26 protein-coding genes and 1 pseudogene are annotated in these 22,983 nt (G+C 44.3%); 9 read left to right on the top strand and 18 right to left on the bottom strand.

Annotation, left to right across the window (positions count from 1 at the left end):
* The 13 genes from OCU36_RS03905 to OCU36_RS03965 all read right to left on the bottom strand — a co-directional run bounded on the left by OCU36_RS03905 (nt 1) and on the right by OCU36_RS03965 (nt 12,093).
* A complete protein-coding gene (locus OCU36_RS03905; RefSeq protein WP_261839115.1) occupies nt 1–624 on the bottom strand; it encodes a DUF3261 domain-containing protein in 624 nt (207 codons plus the stop codon).
* The gene (locus OCU36_RS03910; protein WP_261839116.1) at nt 621–2,993 is read right to left on the bottom strand and encodes an MMPL family transporter; all 2,373 of its coding nucleotides are present in this window, start codon (nt 2,991–2,993) and stop codon (nt 621–623) included. The genes OCU36_RS03905 and OCU36_RS03910 overlap by 4 nt, the downstream gene beginning before the upstream one ends.
* The gene (locus OCU36_RS03915) at nt 2,965–3,651 is read right to left on the bottom strand and encodes a LolA family protein (RefSeq protein ID WP_261839117.1); all 687 of its coding nucleotides are present in this window, start codon (nt 3,649–3,651) and stop codon (nt 2,965–2,967) included. Before OCU36_RS03915 ends, OCU36_RS03910 begins: the two co-directional genes overlap by 29 nt.
* Nucleotides 3,638–4,144 carry an acyl-CoA thioesterase gene (locus OCU36_RS03920; RefSeq protein ID WP_261839118.1) on the bottom strand — a complete coding sequence of 169 codons (507 nt, stop codon included), beginning with the start codon at nt 4,142–4,144 and terminating at the stop codon, nt 3,638–3,640. The genes OCU36_RS03915 and OCU36_RS03920 overlap by 14 nt, the downstream gene beginning before the upstream one ends.
* 72 nt (nt 4,145–4,216) lie before the next feature.
* Nucleotides 4,217–5,764, bottom strand: coding sequence for an HAL/PAL/TAL family ammonia-lyase (locus tag OCU36_RS03925; RefSeq protein WP_261839119.1), 1,548 nt, complete (start codon nt 5,762–5,764; stop codon nt 4,217–4,219).
* Nucleotides 5,742–7,550 (bottom strand): glycosyltransferase family 2 protein, encoded by a 1,809-nt coding sequence (locus OCU36_RS03930; RefSeq protein WP_261839120.1) that lies wholly within the window; start codon nt 7,548–7,550, stop codon nt 5,742–5,744. The genes OCU36_RS03925 and OCU36_RS03930 overlap by 23 nt, the downstream gene beginning before the upstream one ends.
* A complete protein-coding gene (locus OCU36_RS03935) occupies nt 7,543–7,905 on the bottom strand; it encodes an ApeI family dehydratase (protein ID WP_261839121.1) in 363 nt (120 codons plus the stop codon). Before OCU36_RS03935 ends, OCU36_RS03930 begins: the two co-directional genes overlap by 8 nt.
* A gap of 89 nt (nt 7,906–7,994) precedes the next feature.
* Nucleotides 7,995–9,383: an AMP-binding protein gene (locus OCU36_RS03940; RefSeq protein ID WP_261839122.1), complete on the bottom strand. Its 1,389-nt coding sequence runs from the start codon at nt 9,381–9,383 to the stop codon at nt 7,995–7,997.
* A gap of 6 nt (nt 9,384–9,389) precedes the next feature.
* Nucleotides 9,390–9,947 (bottom strand): COG4648 family protein, encoded by a 558-nt coding sequence (locus OCU36_RS03945; RefSeq protein WP_261839123.1) that lies wholly within the window; start codon nt 9,945–9,947, stop codon nt 9,390–9,392.
* Nucleotides 9,947–10,204: an acyl carrier protein gene (locus tag OCU36_RS03950; protein ID WP_261839124.1), complete on the bottom strand. Its 258-nt coding sequence runs from the start codon at nt 10,202–10,204 to the stop codon at nt 9,947–9,949. Before OCU36_RS03950 ends, OCU36_RS03945 begins: the two co-directional genes overlap by 1 nt.
* A 9-nt stretch (nt 10,205–10,213) precedes the next feature.
* The gene (locus tag OCU36_RS03955) at nt 10,214–10,474 is read right to left on the bottom strand and encodes a phosphopantetheine-binding protein (protein WP_261839125.1); all 261 of its coding nucleotides are present in this window, start codon (nt 10,472–10,474) and stop codon (nt 10,214–10,216) included.
* A 102-nt stretch (nt 10,475–10,576) separates the two neighbouring features.
* Nucleotides 10,577–11,347: a lysophospholipid acyltransferase family protein gene (locus OCU36_RS03960; protein WP_261839126.1), complete on the bottom strand. Its 771-nt coding sequence runs from the start codon at nt 11,345–11,347 to the stop codon at nt 10,577–10,579.
* Nucleotides 11,344–12,093, bottom strand: a complete 750-nt coding sequence (locus tag OCU36_RS03965) for a beta-ketoacyl synthase chain length factor (RefSeq protein WP_261839127.1) — start codon at nt 12,091–12,093, stop codon at nt 11,344–11,346. The genes OCU36_RS03960 and OCU36_RS03965 overlap by 4 nt, the downstream gene beginning before the upstream one ends.
* Before the next feature lie 72 nt (nt 12,094–12,165).
* Here OCU36_RS03965 and OCU36_RS03970 point away from each other — a divergent pair.
* The 3 genes and pseudogenes from OCU36_RS03970 to OCU36_RS03980 all read left to right on the top strand — a co-directional run bounded on the left by OCU36_RS03970 (nt 12,166) and on the right by OCU36_RS03980 (nt 14,925).
* Nucleotides 12,166–12,554: pseudogene (locus tag OCU36_RS03970) on the top strand (hypothetical protein).
* Between the two features lie 30 nt (nt 12,555–12,584).
* A complete protein-coding gene (locus tag OCU36_RS03975; protein WP_261839128.1) occupies nt 12,585–13,658 on the top strand; it encodes a methyltransferase in 1,074 nt (357 codons plus the stop codon).
* Nucleotides 13,659–13,683: 25 nt separating this feature from the next.
* The gene (locus tag OCU36_RS03980; RefSeq protein ID WP_261839129.1) at nt 13,684–14,925 is read left to right on the top strand and encodes an NAD(P)/FAD-dependent oxidoreductase; all 1,242 of its coding nucleotides are present in this window, start codon (nt 13,684–13,686) and stop codon (nt 14,923–14,925) included.
* Nucleotides 14,926–15,028: 103 nt separating this feature from the next.
* Here the strand turns inward: OCU36_RS03980 and OCU36_RS03985 are convergent, their stop codons facing one another.
* On the bottom strand, nt 15,029–15,535 hold the full coding sequence (locus OCU36_RS03985; RefSeq protein ID WP_261839130.1) for a Fe3+-citrate ABC transporter substrate-binding protein: 507 nt from the start codon (nt 15,533–15,535) through the stop codon (nt 15,029–15,031).
* Nucleotides 15,536–15,666: 131 nt separating this feature from the next.
* The gene (locus OCU36_RS03990; RefSeq protein WP_261839131.1) at nt 15,667–16,800 is read right to left on the bottom strand and encodes a flagellar assembly protein FlgT; all 1,134 of its coding nucleotides are present in this window, start codon (nt 16,798–16,800) and stop codon (nt 15,667–15,669) included.
* Nucleotides 16,801–16,992: 192 nt separating this feature from the next.
* Between OCU36_RS03990 and OCU36_RS03995 the strand changes: the two genes are divergently transcribed.
* Together OCU36_RS03995 and flgP are read left to right on the top strand one after the other, a co-directional pair.
* Nucleotides 16,993–17,628: a FlgO family outer membrane protein gene (locus OCU36_RS03995; RefSeq protein ID WP_261839132.1), complete on the top strand. Its 636-nt coding sequence runs from the start codon at nt 16,993–16,995 to the stop codon at nt 17,626–17,628.
* 9 nt (nt 17,629–17,637) lie between these two features.
* Nucleotides 17,638–18,069, top strand: coding sequence for a flagellar assembly lipoprotein FlgP (flgP, locus tag OCU36_RS04000; protein WP_261839133.1), 432 nt, complete (start codon nt 17,638–17,640; stop codon nt 18,067–18,069).
* 278 nt (nt 18,070–18,347) lie between these two features.
* Here flgP and OCU36_RS04005 read toward each other — a convergent pair whose 3' ends face one another.
* The 3 genes from OCU36_RS04005 to flgA form a co-directional block, all read right to left on the bottom strand.
* Nucleotides 18,348–18,773 (bottom strand): flagella synthesis protein FlgN, encoded by a 426-nt coding sequence (locus OCU36_RS04005; RefSeq protein WP_261839134.1) that lies wholly within the window; start codon nt 18,771–18,773, stop codon nt 18,348–18,350.
* 66 nt (nt 18,774–18,839) lie between these two features.
* A complete protein-coding gene (gene flgM / locus OCU36_RS04010) occupies nt 18,840–19,157 on the bottom strand; it encodes a flagellar biosynthesis anti-sigma factor FlgM (RefSeq protein ID WP_261839135.1) in 318 nt (105 codons plus the stop codon).
* Between the two features lie 163 nt (nt 19,158–19,320).
* Nucleotides 19,321–20,067: a flagellar basal body P-ring formation chaperone FlgA gene (gene flgA, locus OCU36_RS04015; RefSeq protein WP_261839681.1), complete on the bottom strand. Its 747-nt coding sequence runs from the start codon at nt 20,065–20,067 to the stop codon at nt 19,321–19,323.
* Nucleotides 20,068–20,144: 77 nt separating this feature from the next.
* Here flgA and OCU36_RS04020 point away from each other — a divergent pair, with 77 nt between their 5' ends.
* From OCU36_RS04020 to flgC, 4 genes are all read left to right on the top strand, one after another.
* Complete coding sequence (locus tag OCU36_RS04020) at nt 20,145–21,071, top strand: chemotaxis protein CheV (RefSeq protein ID WP_261839136.1); 927 nt, start codon at nt 20,145–20,147, stop codon at nt 21,069–21,071.
* 11 nt (nt 21,072–21,082) lie between these two features.
* The gene (locus OCU36_RS04025) at nt 21,083–21,910 is read left to right on the top strand and encodes a protein-glutamate O-methyltransferase (RefSeq protein WP_261839137.1); all 828 of its coding nucleotides are present in this window, start codon (nt 21,083–21,085) and stop codon (nt 21,908–21,910) included.
* A 252-nt stretch (nt 21,911–22,162) separates the two neighbouring features.
* A complete protein-coding gene (gene flgB, locus OCU36_RS04030) occupies nt 22,163–22,558 on the top strand; it encodes a flagellar basal body rod protein FlgB (RefSeq protein WP_261839138.1) in 396 nt (131 codons plus the stop codon).
* 4 nt (nt 22,559–22,562) lie between these two features.
* Nucleotides 22,563–22,976 carry a flagellar basal body rod protein FlgC gene (gene flgC, locus OCU36_RS04035; protein WP_261839139.1) on the top strand — a complete coding sequence of 138 codons (414 nt, stop codon included), beginning with the start codon at nt 22,563–22,565 and terminating at the stop codon, nt 22,974–22,976.
* Nucleotides 22,977–22,983 lie beyond the last annotated feature (7 nt).

Here is a 22,983-nt window from a genome sequence, read left to right on the forward strand (position 1 = left end):
TCAGCTCTTACTTGGGTTGTCAGTAATCGTTGAGTTCAACGTTTGAATGGTGATGGTGTAACCTTGGAGTAAGTGTTTGAAAATAATGTCTCCCGATACTTTGGGTTCTCCAGTGGTTGCTTGATAATCAATTCGAATAATGGCTTGTTGGTTGTCGTCAAACACGGTTCTTGTTGTCTGAGTATCGACTAAATGCCAACCGATGTTTTGCAATGGTTTTGCCCAAGCTTCAGCGGGCCATAGGGTCAACATTAAATTAAATAGCACCTGTTCCGGTTGTGGCAAAGCCGCCCCAAGCCCAGATAAAATCTGAGTATCAATTTGTTGATTTTGATATTGCAGCGACAGGATACGAGTTCCCCAAGAAGAAAAACCAGCCAAAACGACTTTCCCTTCTGTAATTTCAACTTGAACAGGTAGCTGTTGTGTATCGTTTTGCCACGTAGCACTGATGAGCTGGCTAGCGATGAGGGAGTATCCGAGCTGATCCGGCTGCGGAAGTGCTAATTGGATATCATCATTGATGAACACACTTGCCCCCGTTGGTTGCTGAGAGGTCATCGAACAAGCACTGAGTACAAGCCCTACGACCATGGCGAATGTTATCTTCAGTATCTTTATCATCGAGAAGTCTCACGAGAGGTTTGCCTTTCTATGGCATGGTTGGTGTTGAGTGCGAGTGGCGAAAGCAGCCATGCCACAAAAATACCCGTCAGGACGGTAATACCGAAACTGTGAATGGCGTGAGTCTGACTCAGTGACAATAAGCCAAATGAAAGCAGCGTTGTGAGGCCAGATAAGGTGATCGCTAATAAGGTACTTAATGACTTCTTCTGCTCTGCAAAGAACAGAGTGTAGTCAATGCCAATCCCTAAAATCAGGATCAGACCAAGCAAGTTAAATAGGTTCAGTGTCGAACCTAAAATACCGGTCACCGCTAAACCTGCCACTCCAGCAATCAATGACGGTAAAAGCATCAGCAGACTTTGCTTAACTCCGTAACGCCAACCTAAAACCATGCCAATGACCGCAAATGCGATTAATAATAACTCGGTGATTTTGACGCGGTACTCAGCAAAAAGGGATGAGATTTCATCGGCTTTGTTGAGGAATCGAACACCTTGCTGCTGGGCGAAGCTTGAATTCAGCCATTGCGAGAATTGATCTGAGTTTGTGACGTCTTTAATTAAAATAACGGATGCCGCTTGCCCATTGATCGGGGTCAGCCACAGTGGTCGAACCGGCTCTGACACCGGAGATGCCAAAAACTCATTCAGGGTGATCGGTTGATATTTTGGTAGCTCGGGGAAGCTCGGCCAACCCAGTGTTGTTTGTAATTGGGTGCTTTGGTTGGCATAAAGTTGCTTAACCAATTGATAGTTATTGTATTGCTCTTGTTTGCTGGGTAGGTGTTGATTGATGCTGCGATACCCAGAGATGCCTTGTCGATCGACTAACGCATCTAATTCAGTACTGATCAGGGTTAATTTTTCGAGTAACGCCTGATTATTTTTGGCCGTGATCAGTAACATATTTTGCGCATTGCCTAAGCCTGAGAGTTCGGCGATGGCTTGTTCTTGTTGTTTTAGGTGTTCAGGCATTGCCTGCAATTGTCGAATGTCATCGTCGTAGCGAACGAGGCTGAGCGATGCCACGCTTAAGATCGTGACGACCAATGGTAAGCCGATTCTGAACTTAGGTTGGCTCCATAAATTGAGCCAAGTTAGCCAAAGTGTCGCAAAGGGAAGCGGGCGATCTTGGCTTGGTTTCGCGGCTAAAATAGGGTACCAACACACCACACTGGCGTAAGCGGCGATAAGGCCAATCGACGAAAATAAAGCCAGTTGCTGTAAGCCGGGAAAAGGTGCAACCAGCAAGCCTAAATAGCCGATTAAGCTGGTGAGTAGGCCCAATGTGATGGCGACGAAGATATGCTTTAGACCTTTGTCACTTTGCCATTGATTACCCGCCGCCAAACGGTCGGTTAAAAAGTGAAAAGAGTAATCGATGGATACGCCTATCAAGCTTGCTCCGAACACTAAGCTGAACAGATGAATCTTGCCGAAGATAGCGACGGTGCTTACCAAGGCGACTAATAACCCCGTACTGATTGAAAGCAAAGATAAAGTCAGTGGAAGGGCACTACGAAACGTTAACCACACTAATAAAATAACACCAGCCAGTGAACCTAAGCCGATAGTGCTGATTTCTGATTTCGCGCTTTGAGTTCCATAATTGGCGTAAAAAACCACACCAGTATGTTGAATTTTGACGTTAAATTGCTTCTCGATGCCTCGCTCTAAATCGTCGAGCGCGGGCAGTTGTTCTTGAAGGGCCAAGCTGTAGGGAGAGCCTGCTAACGTTGCGGTAACCAGAATGTGTGACTGGCCTTTTGACTGCGCCGTTAGGTAGCCATCTTTAATCCCAAAGTTGCTCGAACGGGTGCCAACTGCACTGATGTAGTCGCGAAACAATAAAAATGGGTCATGGGTCAGCTCCGCTGCCGTAACGCCTGAAAATGGATTGTACAATGACTGAATCACATGTTGAGCTCGTGACTCTGGTGAGTGAGTGAGAGTCTCTTGTTGAGATTGGGTTAACAGTTGAGCTCGGTGACGAAAATAGAAGTGACTCCATTGGCTTTGTGTGCTGGCGTTGATCTTGCCTTGAACATGTTGAAACAGCGTAGGCTTTCCTGAAGAAGGATTTTGATTGAGCGAGTTCTCAAAGGCTTTGGTCGCCGCTATGGTGTTGTTGATGTCAGAACTGCTCAAGACAAACACCACTTGCTCGCTCATTGAGTTGGAAATCTGTTGAAAGGCTTGCTCTACCATCGGATCTTGCTGATTTTCTGGCAGCAATTTCATAATGTTGCTTTCAATCGGTACTGAGGAAGAAAAAGCGAACTGTTTGACCAATAATCCGCTAAATAGCATGACAACCACAAGCCAAACAAGGGCAAGGCTAGAGTTGGAATTGTTGCGCTTCAGCATCTGATAGTCTTTCCGGTTGATGGCTTAACTGACTAAATTCGATCACCGTGCTGTCTCCACGAATCTCTTTTAACTCAATACGTTCGATATCATGCTTGCCTTGTAGTGTGATGGCTTCGAACACGGCATTCATCGGTGCACTTTTAGGCGTTAGGGTCAGTTTCCATAGCGTGTTATCTACATTAGCAGTAGAGCTTTGCTGAGTTGTTGGCTCAAATGACAGTGAAAATTGCTCTTGAAGCTTTTTGGTATCACCGTGGAACACGGATAAGAAGACATGGCTGAAATAAAATGCCATCGGGTTTTCTTTATCTGTGATGATTTTAGCGGGTTGATCGGCAAACTTTTGGCTCAGTTTGTTATTGGTCAGCACCAAGCTCACAGGAAAGGGGGTGACTTGTGTCCAGAGCAAGCCGTTCGATTTATCTAATAGGAATGAACCTTGTGATATCAGCGGCTGAGCGAACATGTCCATATTGCGTGTTTGAGTAAAACTACCCCGAACCATGCTGTTTGCGCTGAGTACGGTTTGCAGTTCTGAAAGAGAACCGACGGCACTTGTATTTTCAGTCGCGATGGCAAAGTTACTCGCCATTATTGAGGCAAGCCCTAGTAGCGCAATGCTGATTTGCTTACGTCCATGTTTAAACAGACTCATGTTTCACCTGCTGCTGTGTGTGAGATACCTGCGATTGATGCTCTGCCGGTTGGGACAAGCAACCAAACTGGTGCCAGTGCTCGACTTTATTGGTAAACACTTTTGGCGAAGCGAAGCGCATTTCTTGCTCTTCGATGGTTACCGCCACCTGTATGGTGTGAGCACGTGTCATCCGCGCACCTGTGTTTGCATCGTGGATCTCGTAGTCAACGCGCAAGCGGTTTTCCCATTCGGTCAACTTAGCTGATACCTTGATCTGATGATTAAACGGTATCGCCTTAATGTATTTTACACGTGTATCGATGATCGGCCACATGTAGCCAGAATCCTTCATCTCATGATAGTTGTACTTAATCTTATTCATCATGATGCTCCTGACTTCTTCAAAAAAACGAAAGTAGTTGCCATGATAGATCACGCCCATAGGGTCGGCATCTTGGAATGAGGTGACTAAAGTCACCTCAGATTGTAATGGATGAAGGATCTCTGACATAAACCGTTCTCAACAATATTGCGTAAAGGGTGGCTACTTTATGAAGTTAGCTACTTTATGAGGTTAGCGACGCTATGAGTAAAGTGGCCAATGCTGACTTTGAATACGAGCAATGAAGTGGCGTAGATCGTCTTCAAGCGGACGATCCTCGACAATAAACTCAAACTCTTTCAATACTTCGTCGCGAATGTGCTTTAGGTTTTTACTCATATGGCGCTCATCCAACTCATTTTGGCGTTTACGAAGCTCAAGCGCTTGTGTACCAGCCAGAAGTGATGCAGCGGCAACTTGCTCGGTCAGTTCAAGAACACGTAAGCAATCACGAGCGGCAATGGTTCCCATGCTAACTTTATCTTGGTTGTGACACTCAGTTGAACGAGAGAACACACTTGCTGGCATAGTGTGTTTCAATGCTTCAGCTGTCCAAGCTGACACGCCAATCTGTACCGCTTTGAAGCCGTGGTTAATTGGTTTGCGTTCGCCTTCTGCACCGGTTAGGTTGAATGGCAAACCATTATTGAACTTGTAATCCATCAACTGCGCCATTTGGCGGTCAAGTAGGTCGGCAAGGTTGGCGACTGCTGTTTTTAGCGTGTCCATTGCCATTGCAATATGCCCACCATAGAAGTGCCCACCGTGCAGTATGCGCTCATTATCACCGTCGATGATTGGGTTGTCGTTGGCACTGTTGAGTTCATTCTCGATCATTTGACGTAGCCAAGGTAGAGCGTCTTGGACAACACCGATCACATGCGGAGCACAACGTAGCGAGTAACGATCTTGTAGACGGTCACTATTACGTGGCGGGCGATCAGCTTGAAGGTCGTCGCGCAGCCACGATGCAATTTGTTGTTGGCCAGGGTGAGGTTTCACTGCGAATAGAGCTTCATCGAAGTGGAAGTCATTACCCTGCATACCCACTGACACCATCGCCGTGATTTTTGTCGACAGTTGAGCTAGGTATTCTGCACGTTTGTAGGCGATACAAGCGAGAGCGGTCATCACTGATGTACCGTTCATCAGTGCTAAGCCTTCTTTAGGCTTGAGCTTGATAGGGCGAATGCCGAGCTCTTTATAGACGTCACTGGTTGGGCGAACTTCGCCTTTATAAATAACATCGCGCTCACCAATCAGGGCCGCTGCCAGATAAGATAAAGGTGTTAGGTCGCCACTGGCCCCCACCGATCCTTCTTGAGGGATACGTGGAGAGATATCTTGATTGATTAGCGTGACGATTTGATTCAGTAGATCGTGAGTAACACCGGATACCCCTTGTGATAATGAACAAAGTCGCGTTGCAAGTACTGCTCGAGCTTGTTCGTGAGACAGGATTTCACCTAAACCACAACCGTGAAAGCGCGTGAGATGCAGTGGTAATTCATCAACAAGGTTGGGTGGAATGGCAACAGTACATGAGTCTCCATAGCCTGTTGTGACCCCATAGATCACGCCTTCTTCTTTTAGTAAGCGCTCTAGAAACGCGACACCGCGGTCGATTTTAGAGGTAAATTTGTCGCAGGTATTCATCGAGGCTTTTGCGCCTTGAGAGATAGCGACAACATCTTCAATAGTGAGACGTTCTGCACCAAAGGTGATGCTATTTGGATTCTTTTTCGTCATGGTGCTGGTTGCTCAATGTCCAAAAGTTATAAAAGTTGTACCACTGAAGCGGCGCTTTCAGTGTGTAGTGTTGAAGTCGGTCTGCGTATTGCTGCACGACTTGTTGTAAAGATTGTTCGCGAACGTTTCTTGGTAGCGCTATCTTGTCGCTAAAATGCTCGAAATAGACATTAAAATGTGGCTTAGGTTGTGAGTCGTCACGCAGTCCAAACAATAAAAATACGGGGGCTTTGAGGACTGAGGCTAACATAAATGGCCCCTGAGGGAAGGGGGCTTGTTTGCCCAAGAATTCAGCCCATACTGAACGACTCTCTTTGCTGGTGGAGGTTCTATCGCCAACAATCACAATCCATTCGCCTTGCTCCAACTTCTGTTGTAACAAGATAGCCGTATCCGGCCCCATCGAAGTTACCTGAATCAGGTTCAAATCAGACTGCGGGTTAACCGCTTTCATTACGGAATTAAAACGTTCGGCGTGTTCTGTAAAAACCAGCGCGTTGATTTTGATGTTTGAGTGCCTACGACCCAAAGCTCGACACAGTTCAATATTGCCAAGGTGAGATCCCAGGATTAGCACACCTTGCTTATTGGCCACCATGCTTTCGAACTGATCTTGGCCATGGATGGTCAGGTTATCGACTGAGAAATCACCTTTCCATGCTGCGAGCTTGTCTAACATGGTATGACCAAAAGAAAGTAGGTGGTTATAGCTGGTTAACTCCGCGGGTAACGCTATATTCTGCTGCTCTGCGTACGCTTTTAATTGGAATAGATATTGTTCAGAAGCATTTCGCGCGCGTTTGCCCGTTAAGTGGTAGTAACACATCACACCACGCAAGATCAGGTTGAATACACTGCGACCTAGTAGGGTGTAAACAGCCAGCAGTAACTTGATGCCAAGTACGGTACCGCGTTCTTGAGTGCGAGACCAATGGGGTTGTTCTGACGCGTTGTTGTTTGATTCAGCCAAGAAATCTTGGGTTTGACCACTTTTAGTAGAATCGGATTTGAAATGACGAGCTATCAGCTTGGGTGCTCTTGGCAGCATGCCAAAGAACAATCGTGTGTGCATCCAGCTGATTTTTACATTATCCCACAGTGCATCAAAATGAGAGACGCCGTTTTCAGGATAGATAACGCGCGTTTCAATAAAGTCGATGTCGCAGCCTTCCCAATACAGACGGACCAGAACCTCGATATCAAAGTCCATTCTCGATCCCACATCGTATTTGTTGAGTACCGCTTGAGTTTGGTTTATCGGATAGGCTCGAAAGCCACACATACTGTCTTTGATCGATAGAGATAGGGTCTCTATCCACACCCAGATGTGTGTTGCGTAGCGTCCGTAAAGCCTAGCTTTAGGCACACTCTCGTCATAGACGGGTTGGCCTGATATCAGGCGTTGTGGGCGCTCTTGAGACGCTTGGATTAATGCGGGCAAGGCTTCTAGATCGTGTTGACCGTCAGCATCAATCTGAATAGCGTGGCTAAAGCCAAGTGCTTGTGCTTTCTTAATGCCAGCTTTTACTGCACCGCCTTTTCCTTGGTTGTGCTTAAGTGTCACCAGAGTGACATTTGAGTTATCAGCAAGGGGAGTCAAAAACTGTTTGGTCTCGAGTTCACTCCCATCATCAACAATAATGATCGGAAGCTCGAAATTAAGAAGTGATGAGACCACCGAGGGCATGGTTGCGCCGTGGTTAAAGCACGGAATTAGGAAGCAAGCCTTGTAGTTGCTTTCGCTTGCTGCGTGTTGAGAAACAGCCTCGTTCGGAGTGCTATTCACTTTTCTCTCCCAGCTTCATTTTGCCTGAAGAGTGGGTCTGTTCGCCGTGGTTCGAGGTGTAGCTGAAGCTCAGTTTATTTTTGTCGGCGTCCCACTTGAGTGATAGCTGAATGGTTGAGTCAGGTAGGATCGGCTCTTGGAACTTGATGACCTCCATGCCTTTAAAAAAACCTGGGACACTCATTTCTTGCACAGCATAGTGGAGCGCCCAATCAATCTGAGTAACACCCGGAAGAATAGGGAAGCGCTTGAAGTGCCCCTTAAAATCGGTGATGTCTCCGCTAACATGGAGAGTCAGAGTCGATTCCTTCTCTGTAGTGTCAACAGCAATAACGTTTGGCTTTCTCTTATTCATAGCGGGTGCTTAGAATCCTTAGGCTGAAAATGGGTGTTGTGACAAAAATATAAAAAGACAGTCTCAGTGTAAAACACGATAAGCGATTTCTATGATTTTACGAGTTGCTCTATGTGAGAGGTTAATCGCTTGCCTTGGCTGTTAAGGGGAATCTCATCAACCACACGATACTTTCTCGGGATTGCAATTGGCTCTAACCATTTTCTGAGCTCTGAACGTAGCATCAACCAGAACTTGCCTTTACTCATGGCCGCAAGTGTCGCTCGGCCTTCATCGGATAATACCAAAACTGACGCTAAGATTAAGCGTTGCGGCTCTTCAAATGGAATCACCACACATTCACTTATCCAAGGCAGTTGTTCTAGTCGCTTTTCGACTTCAACCAGTGATACTCGTTTTTCTTCTATTTTGATCACTCGATCGGTTCGCCCTTTCAATACAAATTGATTTTTTGAGATCATTTCGCACTCATCAGCCGTTTGATACCAGTTGTTTTTGTCGATGTATGGCGACAATAACTTAATGCAATTCTCACTGTTAAGCTTAGCCTCAATACAGTCAAAAAGCTGCCAAGGTGTTTGAGCGCTCTCTTGCTGACGGAATGCAATGCCGCCGGTCTCAGTGCTACCGAACACCTCGATAGGTAATTGACCAAGCAGGCTGCGAGCTTGGTGAGCCGATTCGGTTGGCAACGGGCCGCCTGAAGAAAACACCCCCGCTAGGCGCGCGGACTTTGTTTCGTGCTTCAATCGTTTGAGCAGAGCAGGGCTGCTGATCAACACGCTGTTTTTATTGGCATGAGACAGAATTTGTTCAGGGTACTCAAGGTTGTGTCGAGCAAATGGAACGCCGGAGCAGAGCGGCCATAAGAGTCGAAACAACAGGCCATAGATATGTTGGTGTGAGACCGTGCTGTGGATTTGATTACTCTTTAGCATCTCGCCCCAATTTTTATTTAATTGAGCGGTCTCAATATCGAGGTGTTCTAATGTTTTATTGATTGCCTTGGGGCTGCCGCTTGAACCTGAGGTAAACAGGGTTAATTGGACCTTTGATAAATCAATGAGAGCGAGAGCGTTTGCTCGAAATGTCGATGTTTTGGTGTTTGAATCCAACAGTGTTTGGATATTGCGAACGTCATCAACCTCTACGGTTCCAATCGAATTATCGACCAGCAGGCAATCAAAATGTTCACTTAACTCGGCCAGTGCACAAGGTTGGTAGTTGCCCGGTAAGATGATGTGTTTGTTGCTGATAGCCGATGCCAAAAAGGCCACCGAAAATAAGTAGCTGTCTTCGGTGCAAATTGCAACTCGTTGAAAAGGGGATGAAGATAAAAGGTGTACGAGTTGAGAGAAGTCGTCGTTAAATGTTTGCCATGTAATTTCGCTATTGTCATCAAAGCAGACAATCGATTCAGGGGCTCTGGTTTGATGGAGAAGCTCAGATAACGAGATGTAAGATACGGTTTGGGTCATAACAATTTAACTCTGACGAATGCGCTGCCTTACTATCCACTCTCCGGCAAAGAGTAACCCTGCGAATAAATAGCTGAGTAAGCCATTGTATAGGGTCCATATTTCAAGAGATTGAAAGCAGGTATAAAGGGCAATAGAGCCATTGATAACAAAGAATAGGCACCAAACTTTGGTGACTTTCCGAGTGTAATCAATGCCACTTTGCGGTAGTTCCGGCTCTTGGAGGCGAGCAAGGCGTTCGATAATGGTTTGCGGTTGCCAAAGGCTTGAAGCGAACACCGTTAACATACAAACATTAACGATGACCGGATAATAGGTTAACCAGCCATGTTGCTTAAAGGTTAACCCTAATGCCAGTAGAATAATGCCGGCACTGCCACTTATCCAAGCTAAGTGTTTTAACTCTTTGATCTTGGCCTGACCACCTGTGAAAATACGGACAGCAAAGATAACGGCTAAGACGAGCCCAACGGTTTGGAGCCCAAACTTGTTGAGCCCAAAGTAAACCGCGATTGGATAAGTGAACAGTACGATTGCCGACAATAAAGTCAGCAGAGGACGCATTATGCGTCCTTCATGAGTTCAACCACAGAGTTAACAACGTCATTGACGGTGCGTACTGCTTTGAACTCTTCTGGTTTGATCTTTTGGCCTGTTACATTCTGTAGGTGAACAACCAAATCAACCGCATCAATACTGTCGAGATCTAAGTCGAGATAAAGATGAGCTTCTGGAGTGATATCTTCAGCATCAAGCTCGAACAACTCAATCAGTGTATCTTTGACCTGGTTGTATACTTCTTGTTGGTTCGTTTGTGTCATAAGAGCTACCTAGTTGTTCGTTTGAGATGAGATGTAGTTCGCTAGGTTTTCAACCGAGGCAAAATGTTGGCGAGTGTTCGAATCGTCGGCATCAATAACAATGTTGTACTTTTTCTTGATAGCAAGACCCAGTTCTAACGCATCAATCGAATCTAACCCAAGTCCATCTGCAAATAGTGGTGCTTCAGTCTCAATTTCATCAATACTCATGTCTTCAAGATTTAATGCATCGATGATCAGTTGTTTCAGTTCGTTGTGTAATGTTTCCACTTTGGCCTACTTAATACTTTATTTAAATGCTGCTTTAAGGGGGATTCTACATTATGTGATGTATTTTAAAAATGCGATATCGCCAGTTGTTTTATTGAAACGCTAAATACTTTCTTCTGAGGGGAAAATCGTTTGTGCAAGATGATGATTAAGACGTCTTGCTGCTGAAGTTAAGTTATTCGAGCTTGTAATAAAGGGTGCGACTTCTATTTTACCTTTCACCGCGATATGAAAAAAGGGCTTTGTCGTTGGAACTTGATACCATTTTTTCTCTTTGGTTAAGAATGTCGGAGAAACCGTAATATGAATCACGCGCAAATCGGTTTGTGTTCGAGTGGCAATTTGCGCGGCCCCACGTTGTAAGGATGGTTTAATTCCGGGCGTTGTGCGAGTTCCTTCGGGAAAAACCAGCAGCACATTGCCACGTGAGAAACGTTCTTCACAGCGCTCTAAAAGATCGTCAGGGGCTTGGTTAGGTATATAACCGGCCGCTTTGACAATCCTTTTCATAAAAGGGTTTTTCCATATCGCGGCTTTTACGAGACAGTCACACTGAGGCAGTTGGGAGGCGATCAACACATAATCAATTAAGCTTGGGTGATTGGCCACGATGATGCAGTTGCGATCTTCTCGGAGCCGTTCAGCACCATCAATTCGGTAATCAATTGCGCCCGTAAACTTCATGATCTGGCAAAAAACATGGAATGAGAAACGAATCAATCGTTGTGCTTTAAGCTCTCTTTTAATGGTATTGGGAGTGGTTAGCGCGATAGCGGGTAAGATTAAGAAGCTTAATACTAAGCCGCCTAGACCAAAGATGGTAAAGCAGAGCCCTGTCGCGAACACTCGCCAATATTGGTCGACTTTGCTCATCGTGCTATTCCCGGTTTTTCGTTATTTACCCATGACCAAACTTGGTGTGTGCCTGCAATTGTCCAATAAGGGGGATCTAACAGGATATGCTGTAGAGCTTGCAAGCCTTGTGGCAATTCTGTGGTTGATCTTTCTTTGGTTACGGTTCTTGATACTGAGTAGTCATTCCCTGAGGTGATCACCAAACCCAAAGCATAATCGGTATAATTTTGCGTTTCGAACTCTTGATAGAGCTCAGGCAAAGGTTGGTCAAAGTCTATCACGAGTACACGGTGTGATGGGTGCTGGTGAAGGTAAAGATAAGCTTCCATCAGTGCACAATGGAAAGTATCTTGCCCTGCGGCTATTGAGGTCAGTGGAATCGGTGCTTGGGCAGCAATCGTGGTGAGTCCCGCTGCGGTATTGTGTACTGACTGAGAAAACGCCATTGGTGAAGCGTCATCGCCGTCTAATATCGATTGAATTAATAGGGCGGTTCTGTGTAACTCACCATGCCGACTGGCAAAGACCAGATAATCAATCGAAGTGTCTTTTAATAGAGTCAATGCGGTTTGGACAGCAAGCTTACTTAGCACACTCATGCGACGACGCATCATCGGCGGGATGGCTTTAAATTCAGTGGTGCCATTGTCTGGCCAAGCTAAATTAGCGCTCCACCTCTTCCAGTCGACATCGGAATTGAGCCCTGCAGAATTGGCCGTCCATTTCTCAATATTAAACGACATTAATTGTGATTGATTTGACATAGAGTATTGATTTGCTTTGAGTCTGACTAAATACTAGGGTGTTCATAAATAAACACAGAATAAGAAATTTAAATGAAATTACTAAAAATAGCCGTTTCAATGATATTCATATTTGTTCTTGCTGGTTGCGGGCGTGTTCACCTGTAATGAATGTTGAGGATACTCCAGTTGCACTGAATCTTCAAAGTAAACAGGTGAAATCAGCCATTTATGAATCGGCGGAAAAGCGAGGTTGGTTGGTTTCAGAAATAAAGCCAGGTTTGATCCGTGCTGAATTGTATGTGCGTTCACACCACGCTGTGGTTGAAATTCCTTATAGTAATAAGTTTTACTCTATTCTTTACGTTACATCAGAGAATTTGAAGTATGACGATGGTGAAATACACCGTAATTACAACCGCTGGGTTAATAACTTAAACGTTGATATTAAACGTAAGCTGGCACAAATGGCAGCTGAGTAACTTCCTCTTAATTTTAAAGTTAGGTTTTTCGTGTCGGAATATAAATTAGATCCATTCAATGCATTAGAGGCAAAAACAGAAGCGCAAAAATTGTCTTTCGCTCCTATTGTTTTTCATACTGCTCGTACACTCCGTGATTTAGGTATTTTAAAAGCGTTAGATAATTCGGGTAACGGTGGCTTACCTGCAGAGACGATCTCTGAAATAACGGGGATATCCGAGTACGGCGTTAAAGTTCTGCTCGATATGGCGTTAAGTGCGCATATTGTTACTTGGGATAAGCCTAACTATAAAATGGCCAACCTTGGTTTCTATCTTCTGCACGATGGTATGACCAACGCAAACATGGATTTTACCGCTGATGTTTGTTACGCCGCGATGATGCATTTAACCGAAGCCATTGAAGAAGGCACACCAGCAGGCTTGAAAGAGCTAGGAGATTGGGAAACCATTTACCAAGGTTTGTCTCAATTGCCAGAAAAAGCAAAAGAGAGCTGGTTCAAGTTCGACCACTTCTATTCGGACCGTTCGTTCCCTGTGTTGCTCGAGAAAGTCTTCAGCAAGAAACCTAAATCGCTGGTGGATATCGGTGGTAACACGGGTAAGTGGGCGATGCAGTGTTGTCATCATGATTCGGACGTTGAGGTGACGATTGTAGATTTGCCACAGCAACTAGAAATGGCGATGGCAAACGCGGCAAAGCATGGTCATCAAGATAGAGTAACGCCATTCCCCGCTAACATGCTCGATAAACAGCAAGCATTGCCAACGGGCGCCGATGTGTGGTGGATGAGTCAGTTTCTGGACTGTTTCTCGCCAATGGAGATTCTGAGCATATTAAAGCGTGTTCGCTCTCATATGTCAGAGGAGGCGACTGTCTATATTCTTGAACTGTTTTGGGATGCACAGAAATACGATGCGGCTTCTTATAGCTTAAATGCGACGTCTCTCTACTTTACCTGCTTGGCCAACGGCAACAGTCGCTTTTACCGCAGTGAAGATTTCTTAGAGATCGTTGAAGAAGCGGGCTTCGAAGTGGTGACCCGTACGGATGATATTGGCCTTGGCCACACGCTTCTTGAATTGAAAGCGGGCGAGCAATAAAAAATAACAAACATGGCTTAAATTAATGAAAAAACTAGCAACTCAAGTGGTGATCATTGGAGCAGGGCCTTCTGGGTCTATTGCTGCGTCTTTGTTACACCAAAAAGGTATCGACGTTCGAGTGATTGAAAAGAGCCTATTTCCGCGTTTTTCTATTGGTGAAAGCCTATTACCAGCTTGTATGGAAGTGATTGAACAGGCTGGGATGACTGACGCAGTAATCAACGCCAACTTTCAATACAAAGATGGCGCTGCCTTTCGCAAAAAGGGTGTTTATACGGCGTTCAATTTTGAAGATAAGTTCTCTTCTGGTCCAGGAACCACGTTTCAGGTTCAGCGAGGTGCCTTTGATAAGGTATTAGCTGATAGTGCCGAAGTGCAAGGCGTTGCCATTGATTACCAGCATGAGTTGGTGGGCATTCATTTTGCCGAAGATAGCACTGTTTTAGAGGTGCAAGAGCTTAATGGAGAGCGCTATCAGCTAGAAGCGCAATATGTATTGGATGGCAGTGGCTTTGGTCGAGTGTTACCGAAAATGCTTAACTTGGAAGAGCCGTCATCACTTCCTCCACGCAAAGCTATTTTTACGCACATTAACGATCATATTGCTGAGGTGGATTCCGACTTAGAATATGATCGCAATAAAATACTTATCTCTGTGCACCCAACCAACCCTGATGTTTGGTATTGGTTGATTCCGTTTAGCAACGGTGTCTCGTCATTTGGTGTAGTCGGAGAGCCTGAGTTTTTTGAGTCCTATCCAGAAGACAAAATTGCTGCGATTAAACAACTGGCAATGGAAGAGCCTGGTTTAGCCGAGATTCTGGCAAATGCAGAGTATCCGAACCCAGCCGGTGACATCGGTGGCTATTCTGCCAATGTAAAACATCTGGCGACGGATAAGTACGCGTTGCTTGGCAATGCTGGTGAGTTCCTTGACCCGGTATTTTCATCCGGCGTGACAATTGCGATGAAGTCGGCTCAGTTTGCGGTTGAGTGTGTGGAAAAGCAGCTTAACGGTGAAAAAGTCGATTGGGAACGCGAGTATGCGGATCCGTTGATGGTTGGTGTCAACACTTTTAGAACGTATGTCGAGGGGTGGTATTCAGGTACTTTGCAGGATGTGATTTTCTATCAGGATCCAAACCCAAAGATTAAGCAAATGGTGTGCTCTATTTTGGCCGGCTACGCATGGGATCAAACCAATCCTTATGTTAAAGAGTCAAAACGCCGATTGACAACACTGGCTGAGATATGTCGAAGCTAGAGGTATGTAGCCATATGCGAGAAGTGTTAAGCCCGTTAATCTAACTATAAAAACAGCCGCGATGACGGCTGTTTTTATATCTGCTCAGTCTGGGTCACGGATTCTATTTTAAGTTAATACTGTTCAATCGACCCATAAAGATAAGGAGCTCTATCACATCTTTGTGGGCATCAAGCAGGGCGCGTTTGGTTTGGCTGTAGGCTGCAAGTCGTCCGTGTTTCTTTATAGAACAGACCTTTGTTTTGTATTTGTAATCGCCATTCTCAGAAAATACGCGCCACTTAGCGATATAGCATTCGTCTCTATGCTCGGGATCCGTTTGAGTCGGGTTTGGCTTGAATACTATTTTAGGTTCTAAACTATGCGGCAAGCGCGTCATTAAATAGGGATCTTTAAGGACTTTTGGCCAAAATTTCCCCCACAGCTCTCTGCCGAGTTCATCTCTCAATTTAATGGTTTTTTTTAGTGCTTTCTTTTCACCCAAACGAACAAAACCGACAGAACGATGTAAGACTGTATCATCTGGGGTATGAATATGGATTTTAAAAGCGGTCTTGCCTTTTGATATAAAGCGATAACCGGTCGCACCAATGAGATTATTCTGGTTCATAGTTTGCTAAATGATGATTATGTTATTAATAAGATTACGACAAATACGCTAAAACCGAAACTCATCATCATGAAAAAATAAAGCCTTAACAACAGTGCTAAGGCTTTATTCAACAGTATGATTGTCGCTAACTACATGATTTTCTGCATGACATCGCCAATTTGAATACTTGCGGCAAGGCTTGGTTGATCAATCGTGAGTTCCGCTTCGTTTTCGTATACGCGAGAAACCGTCAATGTGATATCACTTTGCGATACTTTGTTACGTGGTAAGCCTCTTTGGTCGATAAATGAACCCGTATGCCACAATTTAAGTTTGTCACCTTGCTGTACGCCATGTATTCGACCTAAATCAATGGTGACAGTGTTGTCAAAAACCGCGGCCACTTCCGGAAGTGTAATCTTACATGACACTTCAGATTCCAAGTCCAACATAATATCGCGGCTGACGCGAAGCAACATATTGCCGTAGGTGGATGACCAGAAACGAGCACTACGCGTATCGACTTCACTGGTCTTAGCAAATGGCCACTTTGCCACTTCACGGTAGTTACGGCTGTAAACTTGCTGTCCTGTTTTACCATCAAATACTTGCATTTCTAACGCAAACTGGCGGTTGATGATGTCGTCTTTTAAAAGTTTAGATTCCACCGTTGCGGTTAAATCGGTAATCTCGCCTCCAATAATGTATTGTGCGCCGGTGTCTTGAGCGATCATCTTGATGACTTCTGGTCGACGTTTATCTATTTCGTAATTTGTCGTGCCGACAGAAACAAAGCTGCGTGATTCTTGTGCCAGTTGTCGGTCAATGATATGGCTGAAATCATCTCCGATGTTATAAACCCTTCCCATCACGGCTTGTTGAGGGGAGGTGACATCAATGTTCCCGACCAAAAATGTCTTTTTGTATTGGTTGTCATGGCAAGCATTTGCCGAAGGGTAGATATCGATTCTTGCGGTGACCGTTAAATTGCCACCGCGAGTCTTCTCTTTTTCAACTAATATGTAGCGTACTTCGTGGTTGGTAAACTGGAACTCTTTTTTGTTCGAATCTAGATAGGGCGTAAGGTTAGATATACTGCCAATATCGGCACCTGAAAACTGCACGGCCTTATATAGGGCGTCTTCTAGCGCGTGGATCCTTGCGGTTTCTTCCGACGATACGATGGTTGCAGTGCCGGTAACCTCATACCAAGAGGCATGAGCATTGAAACTTATTGTTATCAGTGAACTTATTGAAAATAAGTAAGAAATTATTTTTTTCATTTATTCGTTACCAGTTGGGTATAAATATTGCTTAACAAATAACTATAAGCTTGAAGCTGACTTAAGTGCGTTTTTCTTAATCTGAACCATTAGTGAAAAGCAAAGACTGTTCCAACATTGTAATCCATTGAAAAGAATAATGGTGAGAACATGTTAATACAGTAAGCACGAAATATATCTGGAGATAAGAGAATGAAAAAATGGCTCGTAGTAATGAGTGTCATGTTAATGACATCATGCGCTTATTCGCCAATCTATAACGGTAAGTCTGAATACTCAGGCAGCCAGTTTATGTTGATGGACAGCCCTCGTCATACCATGGATTTTTTCGTGGAAAGTATGACCGAAGATTTGATTATTTCGAATACCGGTATTTCAGCAAGAACACCGATTGCGATCACCTCTTTTGTTGATCTACAGCATATGGACACCACAAACTGGCTTGGAAACTCAGTATCAGAAGGTTTTATTCACCAGTTTCAGCGTCGAGGTTTCAAGGTTGTTGATTTTAAAACAACAGGTTCTATCCAAGTTACTCACCAAGGTGACTTTGCACTCAGCCGTGATTGGAAAGATCTCGCTCAAGAGCAAGATGTCCAATATGTTTTGACGGGAACGATGCTTCGCCAAGAAGGCGGTGTTCTAGTGAATGCTCGCGTGGTTGGAATGCAAACTCGTATTGTGGTTGCTTCAGCGCAAGGTTTCTTACCCGCAGATCGTATCGGTCGTGACCTCGATACCCTGAACAGCATTCGAACTCAAGATGGTGTGATTATTCGTTCGGACCCAACGATCACTCAGCCTTATACTGTGATTCTTCGCCCTTAGGAGTTTGAAATGAAGAAGTTAATATTTGTTGTTGCTGCTTTATTGCTTGTGGGTTGTCAGCCTATTCAAAGTATGAGAACAGACGATTCTTTGGTTGCTGTTGGTTACGCAAGTATCAGTGAGCAAAAAGGACGTACCGACGAAGAGAAACGTATCCGTGCGATGAGAGCGTCTAAGGTTGATGCTTACCGTGAACTTGCGGAACAAGTCTATGGCATGCGAGTGAGTGGCCGAGCTGAACTTGAAGATCAACGTCTTGGTATCGAACGAACTTCAGGTGCAGTTGATGGTGTCATTCGTGGAGCCGAAGTGGTGCGCAGTTACCCGGTTGGCGATAGTTACGTCACAGAGCTTCAGTTAGATATCCGTAAAATGAACCAGCTACGTAGTTACGGTGAAGTTCAAGCCGTACCAGAGAAGAGACAGAAAACATTATTCTAGATTCATGAGGATTTTGTTTCAGGTTCTTTGAGTTATATGAATGGCGACTCGTTTTCCAGATGGCGTAGCGGCAATCATTAACAGTCAATAAAATAAAGCGGCAAGTATGAAAATACTTGCCGCTTTTGTGTCTTTGCGGGTTTGTTGACGTATTTTATAGGGGCGTAAAAATGCTGGCTAAGAGCTAAGAGCTAAGAGCTAAGAGCTAAGAGCTAAGAGCTAAGAGCTAAGAGCTAAGAGTTAAGTGTGAGATAAAAAGCAGGACTCGTGAAGGGGGGCTAGGCTTTTATATTGGTTCCCAGAGTTGAAATCGTATGGGTTTGACCACCGGCATTGTAAGTCATACCAATCTTTCCGTGGCTTTGCTGCATCATGTTGCTGAGTTTTTTGAAGCTAAGGTGTGCTCGATTCAGTGCTTCACCATTGACGAGATTCGATTGATGACAATCATGAACTATGGACTTGATTGTCTTGACTAACTCGACAAGTTCCGGATTTTCGGTGAGTTCTGAGATATTACTATGGGCTGCAATGCGCTGATCGGTCAACCGAAGTTGTTCGACAAGGACTACTTTTTCTTTGGCGATTCGCTCAATATCGTTTGATTGTCGGCTAGTGATAGCAATTTTCTCTGAATTCAATAATTCAGATAAGGCTTTGGCATTTTGAAGTTGAAAATTAACTAAATCTGCTAGTGCCGCCATAATGTAAACCTATTTATAACCTCATGTACTTTAAGACAATAACTTCAATTGAAAGTGAGTATTGTCTTAAAAGCTTTTTAATTCATGTCCAAATTTTGTCATGCTGTCGGCCAGTTTTTCCGGATCGACAGTGTATGAACCATTGGCTATCGCTTCTTTGATCGCTGCGACTTTTGCTGAGTCAAAGCTTGGCTGTGCTGCCATATCTTGATGGAGTTGACCTATCGCTTTGCCTTGCTTGCTCAGTGAAACCGCATCTTTGCTTGCGGGTGATTTCGCTGCAACATCGGAGCGTGATGCCTCAGAGCTAGAATTAGAACGTACTGCTGATCGGTTTGTGGTCGTTAGGGTTTGCCCTGAACGAATCGTATCAATGCCAGCCATAGTTAAGCCTTTTTTCAAAAAATGGGAACCTGTACAGTCAATATCGACCTAGGGTTCAATTACTTTAGCAATTTTTCGCCTAATAGTCGAAAAAGGACAAAACTCCGCAGCCGTAATATTCAGCACGAGCTTGAGAGTAAACTAACCGGCTATTGCTACTCATTTAGAACTGGACTGTGACTTCAGACATATTGGTCACAATCCCCTCGATTATACGCTGTGATTTGTCATTTTTCACTCTGACTTGATCGCCCATTGAGCCATCGGTGAGAGCGGTCCCTTTTGTGGTAATGCTCATGCCACCTTTTACTGCTTGTATGATCACTTTCTCGTTTCGACAGACAACGCAAATATCGCCCCTTTCAACGACCTCTCCTGGTCTCAAGTTCTTTTTTACTTTGGCGCCAACGACTTGTTGCGGAGTGGTGAAACCTTGACGACGAAACTTATTAAGAGAAATCATGTCGATGGTAACATCATATTGACCAACGATTTCACCTCTTGAGATTGAACGAGTCGTGGTCACGAGTGGCACCGACATAGAGAGTCGTACCGGCACATACACTTGCCATTCATCGGGTATACATTGTACTAAAACCGTGATACTACTTCGGGTGTTAGTGGTTGTTGACGCGCTGGTTTTAAGAGGAGTCGGGCAGTGAGTTGCTCTAATTCTTGAGTCAATATTGGCCGGATTGACAAAGAGTTCGCCGCCTTGTGGCTGTTCAACCGTATCAAGAATGTGTTGTTTCGCAGCCGATTGAATCATTTCAATTTGCTCTGGGGTAGCCGCTTGTATAAAAAAACTAAACAATATTGATAAAATGCCGATAAACTTAGCGACAGTTTTAAATGCAGCTCTACACATTGCTATGGAAAAATTAGGCAGATTTGTTTTATAATACATTATCCTGTTTCTCAAGTGGTTCGTAGCCTGCAGTAGACTAACACTTTTTATTCAAAAAAGTTTGATATGGAGATGAGCTCATGACGGGTATTCTTGATTCAGTGAATCAGCGTACGCAACTCGTCGGTCAAAACCGATTAGAATTACTAACCTTTCGCCTAATGGGCCGTCAGCGTTACGGCATTAATGTCTTTAAAGTAAAAGAAGTGCTTCAATGCCCTAAGCTGACAAAAATGCCGAATTTGAACCCACTGGTTAAAGGTGTAGCACACATTCGCGGGCAAACAATCTCTGTGATCGATTTGAGCTTAGCGACGGGGGGACGCCCGACCGTAGATGTTGAAAAGTGTTTTGTGGTTATCTCTGAGTTTAACCGAACCATTCAAGGTTTCTTGGTCAGTTCAGTAGAACGCATTATTAACATGCACTGGGAATCGATTCTTCCACCGCCGGATGGAGCAGGTCGAGCGAACTATCTGACCGCAGTAACCAACATTGATAATGAATTGGTAGAAATTCTGGATGTTGAAAAAATCCTTGCAGAAATTTCTCCTGTTGATGAAACAATGGACAGCAAGATTGCTGAAGATATTGCGAAAGTAGAACAAGAGAAACCACTGGTTCGCCGTATCTTAATTGCTGACGATTCAACGGTTGCTCGTAAGCAAGTGCAACGAGCGATTGAATCCATCGGTTTTGAGGTTATCTCAGCGAAAGATGGTAAAGACGCCTATGAGAAACTGATGAAGATGTCATCAGAAGGCAGTATTTATGACCAGATTTCATTGGTTATTTCTGATATCGAAATGCCAGAAATGGATGGATACACGTTGACTGCTGAGATTCGTCGTCATGCTGAACTCAAAGATCTATACGTAATTTTACACTCATCATTGAGTGGTGTATTTAACCAAGCCATGGTTGAGCGTGTTGGAGCCAACTCCTTTATCGCTAAATTCAATCCTGATGAGCTTGGTGCAGCGGTTAAAGCTGCGTTAACTAACTAAAAGAGACATTAATGACTGCTATAACAATAAGTGATCAAGAGTATCGCGATTTCAGCCGTTTCTTAGAATCTCAATGTGGCATTGTATTAGGTGACAGCAAACAGTATTTAGTGCGCAGCCGTTTAAGCCCATTAGTAACCAAATTTAATGTAGCTTCGCTATCTGATTTGTTAAGAGATGTTGTAACAGGACGAAACCGAGAGTTGCGAGTGGCAGCTGTGGATGCGATGACGACGAATGAGACACTTTGGTTCCGAGATACTTACCCGTTTGCTGTTTTGGCGGATAAGCTTCTGCCGGAAATAGCGGCAAATAAACGTCCTATTAAAATTTGGTCTGCGGCAAGCTCTTCAGGACAAGAAGCATACTCAATGGCAATGACGATTCTTGAGACTCAAGCGCGTAAGCCGGGTATGTTGCCAAACGTGTCTATCACGGGTACGGATATATCTGCAAGCATGTTGGATATGTGTCGAAAAGGTGTTTATGACAACTTAGCGCTAGGGCGAGGCCTTTCTCCTGAGCGACGTCGTGCTTTCTTTGAAGATGCGGGTGATGGTCGCATGAAAGTCAAAGATAATTTAAAGCGCATGGTGAACTTCCGTCCACAGAACTTGATGGATAGCTATGCATTGTTAGGTAAGTTCGACATCATTTTCTGTCGTAATGTGTTGATATACTTCTCGCCTGACATGAAGTCAAAGGTGCTGAATCAGATGGCTAACAGCCTTAATCCTGGTGGTTATCTGTTGTTGGGCGCGTCAGAATCACTAACCGGCTTAACGGATCGTTTTGAAATGGTTCGCTGTAATCCAGGCATCATCTATAAATTAAAGTAATTATTAGCACACATTATAAGGTGTGGCGTTACTGCCTAAATTTGAAACCCAGCTCAGCGCTGGGTTTTCTTTTTTCTGCTTAACCTATATCTTTAAGTTAGAGCGACATTCCAATCGACTCTATTTTTGGCTTGTATATTGCTAGTTGGTATGTGAGTTATCTATGAAATGATTTGTCCTTAGCGGGTCTTTAAAAGTTGGTATAGATATTGCTTTTATTTCATAACAGTCAGTTCTTGAGTTGAGGTTTACATGGCTATTTCTTTTGATAATGCTTTAGGCATTCACCAATACACAGTAGGTGTACGTGAACGTAATGCTGAGGTGATTTCTACGAATATCGCACAAGCAAACACGCCTGGGTATAAAGCAAAGGGACTGGACTTTAATAAATCACTGCAAGCGGCAAGCTCTGGGGCAAGTATTGGTCTTAGTCGCACAGACGGTCGGCATATTTCTGCCTCAACAACAGTGAATGGGGAAACGAAGTATCGAATTCCTACTCAGCCTGATACTGGAGATGGCAACACGGTTGATTTGGATTTGGAAAGAAACCTTTTCATGCAAAACCAAATTAGGCATCAAGCTTCTCTCGATTTTCTAGGCAGTAAGTTCAAGAATTTAACTAAAGCGATTAAAGGGGAATAATTAGATGAGCTTATTTAATGTATTCAATGTCACTGGTTCTGCGATGAGTGCTGAATCTGTTCGTCTAAATACAACCTCAAGCAACCTTGCCAACGCGGGCAGTGTAAGCAGCTCTGCTGAAGAAACTTACAAGGCGCGTCACGCAGTGTTCGGAGCTGAGTTAAACCGGGCAAGTAATAGCGATTATACCGTGCCGGTGAAAGTTCTCGGTATCGTAGAAAGCGATAAGCCGCTAAGTGCGGAGTACAATCCAGATCATCCATTAGCGAACGATGAAGGCTATATCTATAAGCCTAATGTGAATGTTATGGAAGAGATGGCAAATATGATTTCGGCATCACGTGCGTACCAAACAAATGTACAGGTTGCCGACTCGAGTAAACAAATGCTGCTGCGTACGCTGCAGATGGGTCAATAAGGATAAG

The sequence above is a fragment of the Vibrio artabrorum genome (assembly GCF_024347295.1).
GTDB classification, from domain to species: Bacteria; Pseudomonadota; Gammaproteobacteria; order Enterobacterales; family Vibrionaceae; genus Vibrio; species Vibrio artabrorum.

Coding starts and splice junctions, on each gene's coding strand:
- flgM (WP_261839135.1), bottom strand. CDS start 19,157: ATGGCTGGCATTGATACGATTCGTTCAGGGCAAACCCTAACGACCACA.
- OCU36_RS03935 (WP_261839121.1), bottom strand. CDS start 7,905: ATGAATAAGAGAAAGCCAAACGTTATTGCTGTTGACACTACAGAGAAG.
- OCU36_RS03960 (WP_261839126.1), bottom strand. CDS start 11,347: ATGAGCAAAGTCGACCAATATTGGCGAGTGTTCGCGACAGGGCTCTGC.
- OCU36_RS03995 (WP_261839132.1), top strand. CDS start 16,993: ATGAAAAAATGGCTCGTAGTAATGAGTGTCATGTTAATGACATCATGC.
- flgC (WP_261839139.1), top strand. CDS start 22,563: ATGAGCTTATTTAATGTATTCAATGTCACTGGTTCTGCGATGAGTGCT.
- OCU36_RS04025 (WP_261839137.1), top strand. CDS start 21,083: ATGACTGCTATAACAATAAGTGATCAAGAGTATCGCGATTTCAGCCGT.
- OCU36_RS03910 (WP_261839116.1), bottom strand. CDS start 2,993: ATGCTGAAGCGCAACAATTCCAACTCTAGCCTTGCCCTTGTTTGGCTT.
- OCU36_RS03990 (WP_261839131.1), bottom strand. CDS start 16,800: ATGAAAAAAATAATTTCTTACTTATTTTCAATAAGTTCACTGATAACA.
- OCU36_RS03965 (WP_261839127.1), bottom strand. CDS start 12,093: ATGTCAAATCAATCACAATTAATGTCGTTTAATATTGAGAAATGGACG.
- OCU36_RS04005 (WP_261839134.1), bottom strand. CDS start 18,773: ATGGCGGCACTAGCAGATTTAGTTAATTTTCAACTTCAAAATGCCAAA.
- OCU36_RS03915 (WP_261839117.1), bottom strand. CDS start 3,651: ATGAGTCTGTTTAAACATGGACGTAAGCAAATCAGCATTGCGCTACTA.
- OCU36_RS03940 (WP_261839122.1), bottom strand. CDS start 9,383: ATGACCCAAACCGTATCTTACATCTCGTTATCTGAGCTTCTCCATCAA.
- flgP (WP_261839133.1), top strand. CDS start 17,638: ATGAAGAAGTTAATATTTGTTGTTGCTGCTTTATTGCTTGTGGGTTGT.
- flgB (WP_261839138.1), top strand. CDS start 22,163: ATGGCTATTTCTTTTGATAATGCTTTAGGCATTCACCAATACACAGTA.
- OCU36_RS03925 (WP_261839119.1), bottom strand. CDS start 5,764: ATGACGAAAAAGAATCCAAATAGCATCACCTTTGGTGCAGAACGTCTC.
- OCU36_RS03905 (WP_261839115.1), bottom strand. CDS start 624: ATGATAAAGATACTGAAGATAACATTCGCCATGGTCGTAGGGCTTGTA.
- OCU36_RS03950 (WP_261839124.1), bottom strand. CDS start 10,204: ATGACACAAACGAACCAACAAGAAGTATACAACCAGGTCAAAGATACA.
- OCU36_RS03945 (WP_261839123.1), bottom strand. CDS start 9,947: ATGCGTCCTCTGCTGACTTTATTGTCGGCAATCGTACTGTTCACTTAT.
- OCU36_RS03985 (WP_261839130.1), bottom strand. CDS start 15,535: ATGAACCAGAATAATCTCATTGGTGCGACCGGTTATCGCTTTATATCA.
- OCU36_RS04020 (WP_261839136.1), top strand. CDS start 20,145: ATGACGGGTATTCTTGATTCAGTGAATCAGCGTACGCAACTCGTCGGT.
- OCU36_RS03980 (WP_261839129.1), top strand. CDS start 13,684: ATGAAAAAACTAGCAACTCAAGTGGTGATCATTGGAGCAGGGCCTTCT.
- OCU36_RS03920 (WP_261839118.1), bottom strand. CDS start 4,144: ATGTCAGAGATCCTTCATCCATTACAATCTGAGGTGACTTTAGTCACC.